Genomic DNA, 16,517 nt, shown 5'->3' with positions numbered 1-16,517 from the left:
CAGCCCGGCTACGACCCCAACCAGGGCTACCAGGCTCCCCAGGGCTACGACCAGGGTCAGGGCTACCAGAGCGGCCCGGCCTACGGCCAGCCCGGTGGATACGACCAGCCCGGCGGCTACCAGCAACCCGGCGGCTACCAACAACCCGGCGGCTACCCGCAGTCCGGCGGCTACCAGCAGGCCGGCGATGCCTACGCACCGGCGGGCTACAACGCCTCGCCCGGCGCCGGCTACGACCAGGGGCCTTCGTCCGCCGCGGCCGCGGCCGTCCCGCCGGTCGACCAGCGTGGCGCTGCCGTGGATGACGTGACCGCCGTGCTCACCGTGGACGACGGCTCGCACCGTTCGTACCAGCTGCAGCGCGGATCCAACGTCGTCGGCCGCGGCCAGGACGCCGCCTTCCGGCTGCCGGACACCAGCGTCAGCCGCCGACACATCGACATCTACTTCGACGGTCAGACAGCAGTGATGCACGATCTCGGGTCGACCAACGGTTCCACGGTCAACGGCTCGTCCGTTCAGACATGGCAGCTCGCTGAAGGCGACGTCATCCGCATCGGTCACTCAACGGTGATCTTCAACCTGCACGCCTGAGGCGGTTTCTTCACGTGCCTGCGCTGATCCTGCAGCTGACCAGGGTGGGGTTCCTGATCCTGCTCTGTCTGTTCGTATGGGCGGCGATCCGGGTGATCCGCGCCGATCTCCGGACGGCAACCGACGTCAAGTACGTCCGGGCGCCCTCGCGCCGGGACGCCCGTCGGCAGGCGAAGGAGCATCGCGACCGCCCATCCGGTCTGTCGCCGATGACGCCGACCATGCTGGTGGTGACCGCCGGCTCGTTGGCCGGGACCAGGATCCGGCTCGGCGACGGGCCGATCCTGATCGGCCGGGCCGACGACTCCACCCTGGTGCTGGACGACGACTACGCCTCGACCCGGCACGCCCGGTTGACCAGGGACGGCGACGCCTTCTACCTGGAGGATCTCGGCTCCACCAACGGAACCTATCTGGACCGGACGAAGATTCAGTCGCCGACCGCGGTGCCCACCGGAGCACCGATCCGGATCGGCCGCACCGTGATCGAGCTGCGCCCATGACTCTGCTCGTTCCCGGGCGGATCACCGCCCTGCGACCCGGCGGGCGCCGATGACCCATCGGCTGCGCTTCGCGGCGCGCAGCGATCGGGGCCTGCTGCGCTCGAACAACCAGGATTCGGTGTACGCCGGCGAGCGACTACTCATCGTCGCCGACGGCATGGGCGGGCACGCCGCCGGGGACCTCGCGTCCCGGGTGGTGGTGGCCGCCTTCACCCCGCTGGACGCGGAGCCGCCGCAGGCCGACCTGCTCACCGTGCTGCGCCGCGCGGTGGTGGAGGGCAACAACTCGATCGCCGAGCTGGTGGAGGCCGACCCCGAGCTGGACGGCATGGGCACCACCGCCACCGCGATGCTGTTCGACGGCGACCGGGTGGCACTGGCCCACGTTGGCGACTCCCGCGCCTACCTGTACCGCAACGGCGTGCTGCACCAGCTCAGCCACGACGACACCTTCGTCCAGTCGTTGGTCGACGACGGCCGGATCACCGAGGAGGAAGCGGCGCACCACCCGCAGCGAAACCTGTTGCTGCGCGCGCTGAACGGTACCGAACCGGAGCCGATGCTCTCGATCAGGGAGATCTCGACCGGCGACCGGTTCATGATCTGCTCCGACGGCCTGTCGTCGGTGGTCGGCGCCGACGCCATCGCCGACGCGTTGGCCGACCCCGATCCGGATCTGACGGCCGATCGGCTGATCGAGCTGGCGCTGGTGGCCGGCGGCCCGGACAACGTGACGGTGATCGTCGCCGACGTCATCGACGTCGGTGCCCGCGCCAGTTCGCCGACCCCGGCCGGGCCGGTCGATCCCGAGGCGACCGGCCCGCTGCGACCGATCCACGAGACCCAGCGGATGCCGCGGGTGCCGTTGCCGGGCCCGGACGAGCGCCCGGCCGGCACTACCGGCGCGCCGACCGGCGCCGATGGCGCCTACGACGGATTCGACGACTCCTTCGATGACGAGGATGACGACGAAGACGGCTACGAGTACGGCGACCGGTTCGATGACGCCGGCGACGACCCGGACGCCGTCGACGAGGACACCGACCCGACCCGACGCGCCGGCGAACCGAGCGACCGGGAACGTCGACGCATCATCCGCCGCCGGTGGTGGATCGTGGCCGCCGTGATCGTGCTGCTGGCCGGGCTCAGCACCGGCGCGGTTCTCTGGACCAGGGCGCACTATTTCGTCGGCGTCGCCGACGGCAAGGTCGTGGTGTTCAAGGGCGTCCAGGGGTCTGCCTTCGGCGTCTCGCTGGCCTCGGTCGAGGAGGATTCGTGCGCCGGCCAGGGCGCCGGCTGCTCCCCGATCACCATCGACGACCTGCAGCCGTCGGACCGGTTGCTGGTGCTGGACGGCATCCCGGTGTCGGACCTGCAGCAGGCGCGCGACGTGATGGCCACGCTGGCCGGCCAGTTGCTGCCCTACTGCGACACCCTGCCGGCCGGCACCACCGGTGGCAGCACCACCGCGCCCGGCTCTGCCACGGGCAGCGCGAGCCCCACCACCACCAGCGCGGCCGGCACGGTCACCGCCCCGCCGACGACCGCCGGCCAGAAGACGCCGACCACCACGCCGGCGAAAACCACGCCACCGAAAACGACGGCACGGGCGACCACCACCAGGGCCCCGGCGAGGACCACCGCGAAGGCCCCGGCCAGGACCACCGCGAAGGCCACCGCGAAGAGCCCGACGTCGAGGGTGACGTCCCGCCCTGGCGACCGGCTGCACGGCCTGGCCGGCATCGGCACGGCGGATGCCGCACCGACCGGGACCGCCGGGTCCGACGACCCCGCCGTCAACAGCGGTGCCGTCAGCAGCGGTGCCGTCAGCGGCGGTGCCGTCAGCAGCGGTGCCGTCAGCAGCGCTGCGGTGCCCGACGGCGCCATCAGCGACAGCCTGTTCGGTTCCGGCCCGACCAATTGTCGGGTGCGCCGATGAAGGACCCGATGACGCCGCCGCACGGGATCATCACCCGGATCGCCCGTACCGGCCGCGCCGCCGAGCTCGGCCTGCTCGTCTTCGCCGCGGTGATCGTCACCTCCGCGCTGGTGATCGTCGAGCTGAATCAGAACCGCGGCATCACCCTCGACCTGCTCTGGTACGGCGCCGGATACCTGGCCGCGCTGGCCGTCACCCACCTGCTGGTGCGCCGGTTCGCGCCGTACGCGGACCCGGTGCTGATGCCGGTGGCGGCGCTGCTCAACGGCCTCGGGCTGGTGATGATCCACCGGCTCGATCTGGCCTCGGTGGCCAACGCCGCCGCCGAGGACCAACCCGATCCGGGACTGCAGGCGCCGCTGCAGCTGATGTGGACCGGCGTCGCGCTGGTGCTGTTCCTGGTGGTGCTGGTGGTGATCCGCGACCACAAGGTGCTGCAGTCGTACGCCTACACCATCGCCCTGCTCGGCTTCATCTTCCTGGCCGTCCCGGCAGTGCTGCCGGCCAGGTTCTCCGAGGTGAACGGCGCGAAGATCTGGATCAAGATCCCCGGCGTCTTCTCCATCCAGCCGGCCGAGTTCGCCAAGATCGCGCTGATCATCTTCGCCGCCGCCTTCCTCACCTCGAAGGCGCAGGTGCTCAACAGCGCCGGCAAGAAGGTCTTCGGCCTGGTGCTGCCCCGGATCCGGGACCTCGGGCCGCTGCTGCTGGCGCTGATCCTGGCGCTGGGCGTGCTGGTCCGCGGCAAGGACCTCGGCACGTCCCTGCTGCTGTTCGGCACCCTGCTGGTGATGATCTACCTGGCCACCTCGCGGGTGTCCTGGCTGATCATCGGCCTGATCGGGTTCGCCGGCGGCGCGGTGCTGATGTACCGGCTGTTCGGCCACGTCCGGCTGCGGGTGGACATCTGGCTGCACCCGTTCGCCGACGCCCAGAACACCGGCTACCAGCTGGTGCAGTCGCTGTTCGGCCTGGGCACCGGCGGCATCTTCGGCACCGGGCTGGGTGCCGGCCGGCCGGACATCGTGCCGTACGCCTCCACCGACTTCATCACCGCGGCGCTGGGCGAGGAGCTCGGCCTGGTCGGGCTCACGGTGATCATCCTGCTGTACATGATCCTGACCACCAGGGGGCTGCGCACGGCGATCGCCGCCAAGGACAACTTCGGCGCGCTGCTGGCCGGCGGGCTCGCGTTCTCCTTCGCGCTGCAGGTGTTCATCATCATCGGCGGCGTCACCCGGCTGATCCCGCTGACCGGACTGACCACCCCGTTCCTGTCCTACGGCGGCTCGTCGCTGCTGGCCAACTATGTGATGCTGGCGCTGCTGATCCGCATCTCCGACTCGTCGCGCCGGCCGGACAAACCGGTGTCACGCAAGCCGTCGACCCCGCTGGTCGAGGCCGGCACCGAAATGGTCCCGGTGGTCCGCAAGCACTCGCTCCGCAAGCCGAGCGGGGAGGCATCATGAGCCAGCAGAGCGCCCGGTCGTTGCGGCGGCCGTACCGCCGGCTCGGCACCGCGGTGCTGGTGATGCTCAGCCTGTTGCTGGTCAACATCGGCTACATCCAGGTGGTCAAGTCCGACGAGTATCGGACCAACCCGGCGAACAAGCGCACCGCGCTGGACGACTTCAACCGTCAGCGCGGACAGATCACCGCCGCCGGCGGCGTGGTGCTGGCCCGCAGCGTCCCGTCCGACGACCAGTACCGCTACCAGCGCAGCTATCCGCGCGGCGCGGCCTACGCGAACATCACCGGCTACCTGTCGCTGCGCTACGGGAGCACCGGCCTGGAGAACAGCTTCAACGATGTGCTCTCCGGCGACGACCCGGCGCTTCTGGTGGACAACGTGTCCGACCTGGTCACCGGGCGGGACCCGCGGGGCGGCAATGTCGAGCTGACCCTGGTGCCGAAGCTGCAGGAGCTCGCCTACCAGCAGCTCACCGCGAAGGGCTTCACCGGCGCGGTGGTGGCGCTGCGACCCAAGACCGGCGAGGTGCTCGCCCTGGTCACCTCGCCCTCGTTCAACCCGAACCCGTTGGCCTCGCACTCCGACGCCGTCCAGAAAGCCGCCTACAACCAACTGGTGGAGGCGCGGAACACCTCGAAGCCGTCGCCGGACGTCAACCGCAGCATCGAGTCCGTCTACCCGCCGGGGTCGACCTTCAAGCTGATCGTCGCCGCCGCCGCCCTGCAGAACGGGTACACGCCGAACACCGCCGTCACCGGCGTTTCGACGATCACCCTGCCCGGCACCGGCGGGGCCACCCTGTCCAACTACGGCAACGAGACCTGCGCGAACAAGGGTGGGTCGGACGTGTCGCTGACCGAGGCGCTGGCGCACAGCTGCAACACCGCGTTCGCCCAGGTCGGGATGAAGCTGGGCGCCGACACCCTGCGCAGTCAGGCGGCCGCGTTCGGCGTCGGCGAGGGCGGCGATCTCGGCGGGCTGCAGATCGCGCCGTCCCGGGTCGGCGACATGCCGGACGCCGCCGCCGTCGCCCAGTCCTCGATCGGCCAGCGGGACGTCGCCTTCACCCCATACCAGAACGCGGAGGTGGTCGCCACCATCGCCAACGGCGGGCTGCGGATGCAGCCCTACCTGGTATCGCGGCTGACGAAACCCGACCTGTCGCTGCTGCAGCCGGCCACCGAGCCGACCACCATCGGCCAGGCCATCCCGACCAGCACCGCCGACCAGATCAGGTCGATGATGCTGGATTCCGAGCAGGAGATGTCGACGGCGTCCGACCCGGCACTGAAGATCGCCTCCAAGACCGGCACCGCCGAACACGGCGCCGACCCGAAGAACACCCCCCCGCACGCCTGGTACGTGGCGTTCGCGCCGGCCGACGATCCGCAGATCGCCGTCTCGGTGTTCGTCGCCGACGGCGGCGACCAGGGCCTCAACGCCATCGGCGCGACGGTGGCCGCGCCGATCGGGCAGGCGGTCATCAAGGCCGCCCTGGGGAAGAGTTGATCGGGCACATGGCACTGAGCGGCGCTTGCGGAGCGAACAGATGGCACTGACTCCGGGTTTGTTGCTGTCCAACCGCTATCGGCTCACCTCACGGATCGCGGTCGGCGGGATGGGCGAGGTGTGGGCCGCCGACGACACCCGGCTGGGCCGGGAGATCGCGGTGAAGATCCTCAAGTCCGAACTGACCAGCGACCCGGAGTTCGTCGACCGGTTCCGCACCGAGGCCAGGATCACCGCCTCGCTCAACCACTCCGGCATCGCCGCGGTCTACGACTACGGCGAGGTCGCCTCGATCGCCGGCGGGCCGAAGGACACCGCGTTCCTGGTGATGGAGCTGGTGGCCGGCGAACCGCTGTCGGCGGTGCTGGCCCGTCAGCCCCGTATTTCGGTGCCCCGAACCCTCGATGTGCTGGAACAGACCGGCCGCGCGCTGCAGGCCGCGCACAACCTGTCGCTGGTGCACCGGGACATCAAGCCGGGCAACATCATGATCACCCCGGCCGGGGTGGTCAAGGTGACCGACTTCGGCATCGCCAAGGCCGCCTACCAGGTGCCGATCACCAAGGGCGGCATGGTGATGGGCACCGCCCAATACCTCTCGCCGGAGCAGGCGGCCGGGCACGAGGCGGTGCCGGCCTCGGACGTCTACGCACTCGGCGTGGTCGCCTACGAGTGCCTGGCCGGCACCCGGCCGTTCAACGGCGAGCACCCGATCGCCGTGGCGATGGCGCAGGTCAACAACCCCCCGCCGGCCCTGCCGCTGGACATTCCGCCGCCGGTGACGGCGCTGGTGATGCGGATGCTGGCCAAGGATCCGCGGCAGCGGTTCGACGACGGGGCCACGCTGGCCGACGCGGTCGCCGCGGTCCGGACCGGCAAGGGGGTGGCCGCCATCGGGGTGCACCCGACGCACGCCGTCCCGGCTGCCCAGGCGGCGCAGGCCGCGCAAGCGGCCCGGGCGGTGCAGGCGGCGCAGGCCAGGGCGGGTGCCGGCTACTCACCGATCCAGGTGCTGGTCGGGCCGCGGCCGGTCCGCCGGACCGGCCTGGCCTGGCTGCTGAGCCTGTTGATCCTGCTGATCTCGATCGCCGCCGGGGTCTACCTGGCCTCGGTCGCCGGCGGCGATTCGGTCGGTGACATTTCCGACGCGAGCACCGCAATGGTGCCGGCGCAGGTGCAAGACCTGGGACAATGGTCCGGCAGCGGAGGAACGAGTATCGCGGAGACGGGTGCGGGGGCGCGGTGGATGGGAATGCAATCAGTGGTGTCAGTAGCGGTGTCGGTAGCAGTTTCAGTGGATGAGGCACGATGACGGGACAACTGTTCGGCGACCGGTATCAGGTCGGCGACACGCTCGGCTTCGGCGGGATGTCGGAGGTGCACCGCGGCCGCGATCTGCGCCTCGGGCGCGACGTGGCGATCAAGGTGCTGCGCGCCGACCTGGCCCGCGATCCCTCGTTCCAGGGCCGGTTCCGCCGCGAGGCACAGAACGCCGCGTCGCTGAACCACCCGGCGATCGTGGCCGTCTACGACACCGGCGAGACGGCCGGCGAGACCGGCACCGTGCCCTACATCGTGATGGAGTACGTCGACGGCGAAACGCTGCGTGACCTGCTGAAACGCGAGGGCCCGCTGGAGCCGAAACGAGCCCTCGAGATCGTCGCCGACGTCTGCGCCGCACTGGATTTCTCGCACCGGCACGGCATCGTGCACCGCGACATCAAACCCGCCAACGTCATGCTGACCAGGGCCGGCGCGGTCAAGGTGATGGACTTCGGCATCGCCAGGGCGGTCGCCGACGGCCAATCGTCGATGACGGCCACCTCGGCGGTCATCGGCACCGCCCAGTACCTCTCGCCCGAGCAGGCCCGCGGCGAGTCCGTCGATGCCCGCAGCGATGTCTACTCGACCGGTTGCGTGCTGTTCGAACTGCTCACCGGGGCGCCGCCGTTCGTCGGCGACTCCCCGGTCGCGGTCGCCTACCAGCACGTCCGGGAGGATCCGAAGCCGCCGTCGGCGACCCGGCCGGGGTTGCCCCGCGAGCTGGACGCGATCGTGCTGAAGGCGCTCAACAAGAACCCGCTGAACCGCTACCAGACCGCCGCCGAGATGCGCTCCGACCTGGTCAGGGCGCTGTCCGGGCAGGCGGTGCTGGCGCCGCGGGTGATGGACGACGCCGAACGCACCGAGATCATGGGCTCGTCGGCGGTCGGCCGCACCGCCGTCGCCGGCGGAGTCGCCGTGGCCAGCACCCCGCCGATCCTGGCCCCGCCGCAGCGGATCATGCCCGATCAGCAGTGGGAGGAGCCGGACGAGAGCAGCCGCAGCAAGAAGATCTGGGGCTACATCGGGATCGGCGCCATCTGCCTGGCGCTGCTGGCCGGCGCGATCGCGCTGACCATCAAGTTCACCTCGACTCCTCCCCCACCGCCGGACGTCTCGGTGCCCGATCTGTCCGGCAAGACCCAGGAGCAGGCGGCCAAGCTGCTCACCGACGTCAACCTGAAGCTGGCCGCGGACCCGCAGACGAAGGAGTCGTCGGACGCGGACAAGGGCAAGGTCGTCTACCAGAACCCGTCCAAGGGCACCTCCTGGCCGCAGGGCAGGGAGGTGACGATCATGATCGGCGCCGGCGTCACCGAGGTTCAGGTTCCGAACCTCGCCTCGATGACGCAGGACGAGGCAAAGAAGGCGCTCGCCGACGAGGGCCTGCTGATGAAGGCGACGCTCGTCTCGTCGACAACGGTGCCGCAGGACACCGTGATCAGCCAGGACCCGAAGACCGGGACCCCGGTCAAGCCGGGCAGCACGGTCACCGTGCAGATCAGCAGCGGGCCGAACCTGGTGCAGATCCCGGACGGGCTGGTCGGCAAATCGCTGGCCGACGCCACCAAGATCCTCAAGGACGCGAACCTGACCGTCGTCTCCCGCACCCAGAAGTCCGCCGAGCCCAAGAACCAGGTGCTGGCCTTCGAAGGCGGCCAGGTCGGGCAAAAGGTCCAGGAGGGCACCCCGATCACCCTGGTGGTCTCCGATGAGAGCCAGTTCATGATGCCGGACGTGACGAACATGTCGGTGGATCAGGCGGTCGCGGCCATGCGAGCCCGCGGCTGGACGGGCAATAAGGGCACTTTGACCATCGGCAAAACGGAAGTGCCGAACCTTGCGCAGATAGGTCTGGTCGTCCAGCAGAATCCCGCAAAGGACACCGCCTTCGACCGCAACGGCCTGGCCAGCATCAACATCGGCGTCGAGCCGATGATCACCGTTCCGGACCTAGGCACGGGCGTGATGACCTTCGACCAGGCCCAGCAGGCGCTGGCGAACGCCGGCTTCGAAGGAAGGATCGAGCCACCGGTGATCGTGCCGAATCCACCGCCTGGGCAGGGCGACAAAGTACGTACCCAGAGCGTGCCGGCCAACTCGCAGCTGCCGAAGTACTCCGGCAGCATCACCCTGGAGGTCTGGGCGCCGAACCCACCACCTCCGAGCACGGTCACCGTACCGACCACCTCCGGTGCGCCTGGCAGCTCGACGGCGGGGCAGCCGCCGGGCTCGGGGCCGGGCGCCGGCCCGACCACGACGGCCGCGACCACCACGGACACCAAACCCGGGCGCGGTCGCGGCGGCAACGGTCCCTGATCGCCCAGCCCTGCCGCCGATGATCACGGCGCCCTGCCCGCATTTGCCGGTCTGATTGTCCGGTTTGCCGGGGAGGCGGCCATGATCATCGACAGTTGGGAGGGTCTGCACAGGTAACCCAGGGCGGTTTCCACAGGCAGGCTCACCACACACTCAGACCGTTCTCAGGATCGGCGACGAGATTGACGGACATGACCGAGGACGCGAACACCCCAGACCGCAGTGCAGATCGCAGTGCAGACGGCCGCAGCGCCGAGAACCACAGCGCAGAGAACTACGGCGCAGAGAACCGTGGCGCCGACGGCCGCAACGGCGGCGGCGCACCCGAGCAGTGGTGGGCACGTCCCAGCGGCGCGCTTTCCCGTCCTTCCGACGTGCCGGGTGGCGCGCCCACCGACCCGACCGGCCATGGCCTGCCGCCCGTCGGCCAGGCTCCTCTCGATCGGTCGGGCCAGGGCAGCACGCCACCGCACACCTCCGTCTATCCCGTGCAGAGCTACGGGCAGACCAGCCCCGGCCAGTACGGCCAGAGCCCGGCCGGCTTCGGCTACCAGCAGCCTTCCGGCAACTACCCGACCGGGAGCTACCCCCTCGGAAGCTATTCGGGTGGTGGCTTCGGCGGCACCGGCCGGCCGACCGCCGTCCTGTCCCCGCAGCCCCACGATCCGAAGAACGGGCGGGCGAAGCGGTCGACCGCGGTGGTCGCCACCGCCGTCATCCTCGGTATCGGCGCGGCCTTCGGCGCCGGCTACCTCGGTTCCCAGGTCGGCTCGCCGTCCACCGCGAACGCCGCCGACAGCTCCCTCACCCAGACCAGCACCTCCGCGCCGGTCTCGGCGAAGGTCGAGTCCGGCAGCGTCACGTCGGTGGCCGATGCGGTGCTGCCGTCGGTGGTCTCGGTGATCGCGACCAACGGGCAGTCGATGGACGAGGGTTCCGGAATCATCCTGTCCGCCGACGGACAGATCCTCACCAACAATCACGTGGTGGCCGGCGCCCAGGAGATCTCGGTCAGGTTCAACGACGGCAGCACCGCCTCGGCCACGCTGGTCGGCGGCGACGCCACCGACGACCTCGCGGTGATCAAGGCCAAGGGCGTCTCCGGACTCACCCCGGCCACCCTCGGATCCTCGGCGAACCTGCAGGTCGGCCAGTCCGTGGTCGCCATCGGCTCGCCGCTCGGCCTGTCGGCGACGGTCACCAGCGGCATCGTCTCGGCGCTCAACCGCCCGGTCCGCACCCAGAGCGAGCAGGAGCAGCAACAGCAGCAGCCGTGGGGTAGCCAGGGTCAGGACCCGACGCAGCAGGATCCGACGCAGCAGGATCCGACGCAGCAGGACCCGACGCAGCAGGACTCCAGCGGTTCGGCCGACACCGTGCTGAACGCGATCCAGACCGATGCGGCGATCAACCCCGGTAACTCCGGTGGCGCGCTGGTCGACATGGACGGCAAGGTGATCGGCATCAACTCGGCCATCGCCTCGATGAGCGACTCGAGTTCCGGCCAGGCCGGCAACATCGGCGTCGGTTTCGCCATCCCGATCGACCAGGCCAAGCGGATCGCCGACGAGATCATCAAGAACGGATTCGCCACCCATGCGGTGCTCGGCGCTTCCGTGCAGAGCGCCTCCACCGCCGACCAGCTGAACAGCACCGGCGCCCAGATCGCCTCGGTCACCGACGGCGGCGCGGCGGCGAAGGCCGGGCTGAAGCAGGGTGACGTGGTCACCAAGGTCGGCAGCCAGACCATCGAGTCCTCGGACGCGCTGGTCGCCGCGATCCGCTCGCAGGCCCCCGGCGGCACCGTGGACATCACCTACCTGCGCAACTCGCAGTCCACCACGGTCAAGGTGACCCTCGGCAGCGCCAAGTCAGAGTAAGCCTGCAGACCCACACTTCGGCCCGGCCGCGCATCCCCTCGCGGCCGGGCCGTTGCCATTCCTAGGCGTAGCGGGCTTGTCCCGGCGTAGCGGGCTTGTCCCGGCGTAGCGGGCTTGTCCCGGCGTAGCGGGCTTGTCCCGGCGTAGCGGGCTTGTCCCGCAGGCTGGCCGACCACTCACAAACCGCGTCGAGGCGTCGCAAACGGTCGCGCAACCGACCGAATCCGCACCGTTTGCGACGCTTCGACGGCCGAACGGCCTACCGACCCGAGCGTCAGCCCACCGCGGCGGTCCGCAGCCGCTCGACCTCGGCGGCCAGCGGCGCGACCAGGGCGCCGGCAGCGTCATCCCCGCAGACCCGCAGCCAGTTCGCCAGTAGCCGATGACCGCCCTGGGTGAGCACCGATTCCGGGTGGAACTGCACCCCCTCGATGGCAAACTCCTTGTGCCGCAACCCCATGATCACCCCGCCGGTGTCCGTGGTGGTGCGAGCCGTCACCGTCAGCACGTCCGGCTGGGTGCCCTCGACCACGGCCAGCGAGTGGTAACGGGTCGCGGTGAACGGATCCGGCAGGCCGGCGAAAACCCCGGACCCGTCATGCGTCACCGCAGAAGTGCGACCGTGCAGCAGTTCGTCGGCCCGGTCGACCACGCCGCCGTAGACCTCGGCGATGGCCTGGTGTCCGAGGCACACCCCGAGCACCGGTACCCGGCCCTCGGACCAGCGGATCAGCGACTCGGTGATGCCCGCCTCGGCGGGCGTGCCGGGGCCGGGCGAGAGCAGGATGCCGTCGACCCCAAGGGCCTCGATCTGCTCGAGGGAGAGCTCGTCGTTGCGGTGCACCAGACAGTGCGCACCGAGCTGCTCCAGGTACTGGACCAGGTTGTAGACGAACGAGTCGTAGTTGTCGATCACCAGGATGCGGGCCACCCGACCATGGTCCCATCCCCGGTTCCCGGGTCCTACTGCGGTTATCCGGCGGCTCACCGCAGGTGAGCCCGCGAAGCCCCGAGGTACTGCTCAGCCGCCGTTGACGTCGACCTTGTCGAACGGCAGCCAGGGTTCGATCCAGGGGAAGATGACGAAGAACAGCAGCGCGACGACAGCGAGGAACAACACCAGCACCTCGACGATCCGCAGCCAGACCGGCCCGGGCAGGTGCCGCCAGATCCACGCGTACATCGGCGCCCCCTCAGCTTTCCGCGGACAGTTCGGGCGGCAGGAATCCCGGCGCCTTGGCGTAGCTGCGAACAAGGACGCCGTGGATGATCATCCGCTCCCGGTCCGAGAACTGCGGGTGGCAGGTGGTCAACGTGATCAGCCGTTCCGCCTTGTCCGGTACCTCGGCTGACGAACTACCAGGCACCGGGTGCACCACCGCATAGTCCGAGGGCAGCACGATCGACCGCCCGAAGGTGTTCGCGTACTTCCCGGTCAGCGGTGAAACCCCTTCGCAGTGCGGGTGTTTCGAGGCGTCCCAGCCGGCGATCTGGTCCTGCATCGGCAGCACCCGGTAGACGAACCAGTCGTCCTGGGTCTCCACCACGATCGAGTCGCAGGCGTTCAGCAACCCGAGGTCGTTGAACGGCGAACCCTTGGACACCCGGTGCCCGGCGACCGCGAAATTGCCCGGCTGCCCGGGGAACTGGCTGTCAACGTAATGACCGGGTCCGGTGTACAGGTCCTCCGAGTCGGTGCCCTCGATGACCGTGAAGGTCCAGTCGGTGCCGAACGACGGGATGTACAGCTTGGCGAAGCCCTGGCCCATCTCGGTCGAGTACTTCTTGGTCCGCTTCGAGGGGTCGACCTCCTGCTGCTTCGGGTCGACCGAACCGGGCGCGGCAGTCGTCTGGGTGCCGCCCGCCGTCGAGCCCGGCGCGGTGACGGTGACCTCGGCGGTGCCGGCCTCGGCCCACTTCTCGTCCAGCACCTCGGTGGCCGCCGCCTGCTTCTGCGCGCCGAACAGATCGGTCACGTAGACCTCGTAGACCACCAGCAGCAGCACCACAACGCCGAGCGTCAGCAGCAGCTCGCCGAGCCCGCTGACGATCGACCGACCGACCGACCGGTGCGCCGCCGGCCGCCGCGCCGATGCGGTACGTGTGGATCCCGCCGGGCCGGCGGCCGGGCCGGCACCGGCCGAGGTTCCCCCACCGTCTGCGCCGGGCCCGGCGACCGGGGCGTCGGCGGCCCCCGACCCCTGGCCTGCGGCGTCGTCGGCAGAGCCCCCGTCGTGCCTGTGTGTCACTTCACTCCCTGCTCCGCCGAGGACATCCGGATCGGCCCCTGGTATCCCGTCAGTGTCATCGCGTCGACGCGCTCGATGTCGAACCCGAGTTGGTATCTCTGTACATACTGCAGGAACACCGCCACCCCGGGTTCCTGTTGGATCGCGGCGGTCATCTGGTCCGCGTCGCCGATCGCCGCGATGACGAACGGCGGCGAGTAGGTGCGGCCTTGCAGCAGCAGGGTGTTGCCGATGCAGCGCACCGCCGAGGTCGACAGCACCCGTTGATCCATGATCGTCATCGCCTCGGCGCCGCCGGCCCAGAGCGCGTTCACCACCGCCTGGACGTCCTGCTGGTGCACCACCAGATCGTCCGGGTCGACGCCGACCGGATAGTTGCCGTCGGAATCCCGCGGCGCGTCCGACAGCGAGACCCGCAGCCCTGGCCCGGCCACCGCGGTCAGCTGCGCGGCCGGTCGCAGCCCGGCGACGACCGCCCTGGCCTTCTCGACCTGCGGCGAGACATCCCCGGCGGCGGCCGCGTCGATCTGCTGCTGCAGGCCGGCGGCCTGCTGCTCGGCGGCCAGCACCCGGGCCTCGGCGTCACCGACCAGGGTGGACAGGTCGGCGGCCTGGCCGCGGATGTCATGCCCGTGCGAGGCCGCGCGGGCGGTACCGAGCATCACCCCGGCGATCAGGCAGACGGCCACGACGGCGATCCGCCAGAACGTCCTGGCACCGCCGCGCGCGGCATCACTTCCGGCCACTGTCCCTCACCCCTTCTGCACCACGGTAGAGGCTGTTCCCGGCGGCCACCGGTCACCCGGCCGTCCGCCGGGCACCGGCGATTCGGGCGGACGGGCCCGGATCGGTACTCTGAGGGGTGACGTCTCACGGTTGCGGATCGCCGGGGTGATCGGCGAGCCCTTTCGGGCGCACTCCGAGCACCGGCTGCGACCAGCAGGAACCGCGATCGCAGTACGACCTGTGCCCAGTGGCGACGCTGGCGCTACTGACAGCAGAAACGAGGAATTCGGTGCCCAAGTCCAAGGTGCGCAAGAAGCCGACAACGGCGACCGCCTCCCGGGCGGCGCAGGCGAGCGCGTCGTCGACCGCCAGGGTCAAGGTGGCCGGCCCGTCCAGCCCGATCTACATCGGCATCATGGTCGGCCTGATGGTGTTGGGCCTGCTCTGGCTGGTGGTCAACTACCTGTGGGGCGACAAGATCCCCGTCATGCAGAGTCTGGGCAACTGGAACTTCCTGATCGGCTTCGCGCTGATGGTCGCCGGCCTGCTGATGACCATGCGGTGGCGCTGACCACGCACCGACGGTTCACCCGCCGGGCATCTGCCGGACACCCTCCGGACACCGAACGACATGGCTGTGATTCATCCCCAGTGTGGACAACTCCTGTGGATGAACCCGTGAACGGACCGCGGTGACGGCTCCCGCCGACCGGCCGATGAGCGAGCGGGAGGGGCGCCGATGAGCGAGCGCCAGCGAGCGAATATCGACACCGGTCGGAGCACCCCCGCGAGGAACGAGCGGGAGGGGCGCCGATGAGCGAGAGCCAGCGAGCGAATATCGACACCGGTCGGAGCACCTCCGCGAGGAACGAGCGGGAGGGGCGCCGATGAGCCGCCCGGAACGCAGCAGCTGGGGGTACGCGCCCTGGCTGCCGGCCATCGGCGCCGCCGCGCTCGCCGGCGGCCTGGTCTGGGCGCTGCTGTCCTACCCCGGCCGGGACCGGACGGTGGCGATCGCGATCGCCGTCTTCGGCCTGGTCGCGCTGGTCTGCACGTTGCGGCTGCGCACCCGGCTGACGGTCGACGACGCCGGCATCGTCGTCCGTTCCCTGCTCGGCTCACGCCGGGTCGACTGGGCAGACATCACCGCGGTGACGGCCGTGCCGCACCGCCGGCTGGGCACCACCTCACGGCTGCTGGAGATCGATCTGGCCGACGATTCGCTACTTGCCTTCAGCAGTGTCGAGTTGGGCACCGACTGCGAGATCGTGGCCGGCACCCTGGCCGCCCGGCGCGCCGCCGCCCGCTGACCTCCCGTCAGCCGGGGTTCGCAACCCTGTCAGTGGTTCGCAACGTGCATGACGGTGGTGAACCACTGGTGGTCTTGCGAACCTTGGCCCGGGCGGCCCGGACCGCCCGTCAGTCCCGGAGCTTCGCGCGCAGCGCCGCGCTGTCGGCATCGGTCCAGCCGATGGTCGCCAGCGCCGGCAGCGCCCCGCCGAACTCGGCGTCCAGGTGCTCGATCATCGCGTGCATCGTGTCCGGGCGGGTGAGATGGCTGGACAACGGCCGATCCCGGAGGTTCTCGGCATAGGTCGGCGACGCCTTGAGCCGGGCGACGATCCGCTCCATCCGCTCGCTGCTGGCGGCGTAGTCGGCGACCACCGCCTCCGGTTCCACATCCGCCACCAGCAGGGCCAACGCGACCAGGGTGCCGGTCCGGTCCTTGCCGGCGGCGCAGTGCACCAGGGCGGCGCCCTCGGCCCCGGCGATGGCCCGCAGCCCGGCCAGCACCGAGTCCGGCCGGTCGATCAGGTACGACAGGTAGTGCGCGGTCGCCGCATTCTGGTGGTCGGCCGATGACGGCTTGTCGATCCACGGCAGCGCGCGGCCCACCACGTCCTCGGCGGCCGGCGCGCCGTCGTCCACCCCATCAGCCGTAGCAGGGTTGTCCCGGCCAGCCGTAGCAGGGTTGTCCCGGCCAGCCGTAGCAGGGTTGTCCCG

Annotated in this window: 15 protein-coding genes and 1 pseudogene; 11 read left to right on the top strand and 5 right to left on the bottom strand. The window is 70.2% G+C overall.

The window, feature by feature from the left end; genetic code table 11:
* The 9 genes and pseudogenes from K340_RS36315 to K340_RS32670 all read left to right on the top strand — a co-directional run.
* Positions 1–594: FHA domain-containing protein (locus K340_RS36315; protein WP_037366184.1), on the top strand; the 594-nt coding region annotated here is incomplete at its 5' end.
* Positions 595–608: 14 nt separating this feature from the next.
* Entirely contained in the window at positions 609–1,097 is a 489-nt protein-coding gene (locus tag K340_RS0123005) for an FHA domain-containing protein FhaB/FipA (protein ID WP_029138413.1), read from the top strand.
* A gap of 49 nt (positions 1,098–1,146) precedes the next feature.
* On the top strand, positions 1,147–3,036 hold the full coding sequence (locus K340_RS37350; protein WP_051267302.1) for a PP2C family protein-serine/threonine phosphatase: 1,890 nt from the start codon (positions 1,147–1,149) through the stop codon (positions 3,034–3,036).
* Positions 3,033–4,505, top strand: coding sequence for an FtsW/RodA/SpoVE family cell cycle protein (locus K340_RS32685; RefSeq protein WP_084614799.1), 1,473 nt, complete (start codon positions 3,033–3,035; stop codon positions 4,503–4,505). The genes K340_RS37350 and K340_RS32685 overlap by 4 nt, the downstream gene beginning before the upstream one ends.
* The gene (locus tag K340_RS0122990; protein WP_037366182.1) at positions 4,502–6,016 is read left to right on the top strand and encodes a peptidoglycan D,D-transpeptidase FtsI family protein; all 1,515 of its coding nucleotides are present in this window, start codon (positions 4,502–4,504) and stop codon (positions 6,014–6,016) included. The genes K340_RS32685 and K340_RS0122990 overlap by 4 nt, the downstream gene beginning before the upstream one ends.
* Before the next feature lie 40 nt (positions 6,017–6,056).
* On the top strand, positions 6,057–7,328 hold the full coding sequence (locus tag K340_RS32680) for a serine/threonine-protein kinase (RefSeq protein WP_084614856.1): 1,272 nt from the start codon (positions 6,057–6,059) through the stop codon (positions 7,326–7,328).
* A pseudogene (gene pknB, locus K340_RS32675) lies at positions 7,325–9,040 on the top strand (Stk1 family PASTA domain-containing Ser/Thr kinase); the annotation flags it as partial. The gene K340_RS32680 and the pseudogene pknB, both read left to right, overlap by 4 nt.
* A gap of 24 nt (positions 9,041–9,064) precedes the next feature.
* The gene (locus K340_RS37685; protein WP_456093908.1) at positions 9,065–9,658 is read left to right on the top strand and encodes a PASTA domain-containing protein; all 594 of its coding nucleotides are present in this window, start codon (positions 9,065–9,067) and stop codon (positions 9,656–9,658) included.
* 191 nt (positions 9,659–9,849) lie between these two features.
* Complete coding sequence (locus K340_RS32670; RefSeq protein WP_051267298.1) at positions 9,850–11,538, top strand: S1C family serine protease; 1,689 nt, start codon at positions 9,850–9,852, stop codon at positions 11,536–11,538.
* Between the two features lie 274 nt (positions 11,539–11,812).
* On the opposite strand, the gene K340_RS0122970 is transcribed toward K340_RS32670, so the two are convergent.
* From K340_RS0122970 to K340_RS32660, 4 genes are all read right to left on the bottom strand, one after another.
* The gene (locus K340_RS0122970) at positions 11,813–12,469 is read right to left on the bottom strand and encodes an aminodeoxychorismate/anthranilate synthase component II (RefSeq protein WP_029138411.1); all 657 of its coding nucleotides are present in this window, start codon (positions 12,467–12,469) and stop codon (positions 11,813–11,815) included.
* A gap of 90 nt (positions 12,470–12,559) precedes the next feature.
* A complete protein-coding gene (locus K340_RS36470; protein ID WP_169726925.1) occupies positions 12,560–12,721 on the bottom strand; it encodes a hypothetical protein in 162 nt (53 codons plus the stop codon).
* A 10-nt stretch (positions 12,722–12,731) separates the two neighbouring features.
* Positions 12,732–13,787 (bottom strand): class E sortase, encoded by a 1,056-nt coding sequence (locus tag K340_RS32665; RefSeq protein ID WP_245599690.1) that lies wholly within the window; start codon positions 13,785–13,787, stop codon positions 12,732–12,734.
* The gene (locus K340_RS32660; protein WP_051267433.1) at positions 13,784–14,449 is read right to left on the bottom strand and encodes a DUF881 domain-containing protein; all 666 of its coding nucleotides are present in this window, start codon (positions 14,447–14,449) and stop codon (positions 13,784–13,786) included. Before K340_RS32660 ends, K340_RS32665 begins: the two co-directional genes overlap by 4 nt.
* Before the next feature lie 353 nt (positions 14,450–14,802).
* Between K340_RS32660 and crgA the strand changes: the two genes are divergently transcribed.
* Both crgA and K340_RS34730 read left to right on the top strand, forming a co-directional pair.
* Complete coding sequence (gene crgA, locus K340_RS0122950; protein WP_029138410.1) at positions 14,803–15,084, top strand: cell division protein CrgA; 282 nt, start codon at positions 14,803–14,805, stop codon at positions 15,082–15,084.
* A 316-nt stretch (positions 15,085–15,400) separates the two neighbouring features.
* The gene (locus tag K340_RS34730) at positions 15,401–15,823 is read left to right on the top strand and encodes a PH domain-containing protein (protein WP_051267296.1); all 423 of its coding nucleotides are present in this window, start codon (positions 15,401–15,403) and stop codon (positions 15,821–15,823) included.
* A 109-nt stretch (positions 15,824–15,932) separates the two neighbouring features.
* Here K340_RS34730 and K340_RS32650 read toward each other — a convergent pair.
* The coding region (locus tag K340_RS32650; RefSeq protein WP_154674452.1) for a tyrosine-protein phosphatase at positions 15,933–16,517 on the bottom strand (585 nt) is incomplete at its 5' end.

This window comes from Nakamurella lactea DSM 19367 (genome assembly GCF_000426645.1).
Lineage (GTDB): Bacteria > Actinomycetota > Actinomycetes > Mycobacteriales > Nakamurellaceae > Nakamurella > Nakamurella lactea.
The sequence above is the reverse complement of the archived record's forward strand: the minus strand, read 5'-3'. Positions and strand labels throughout refer to the sequence as shown.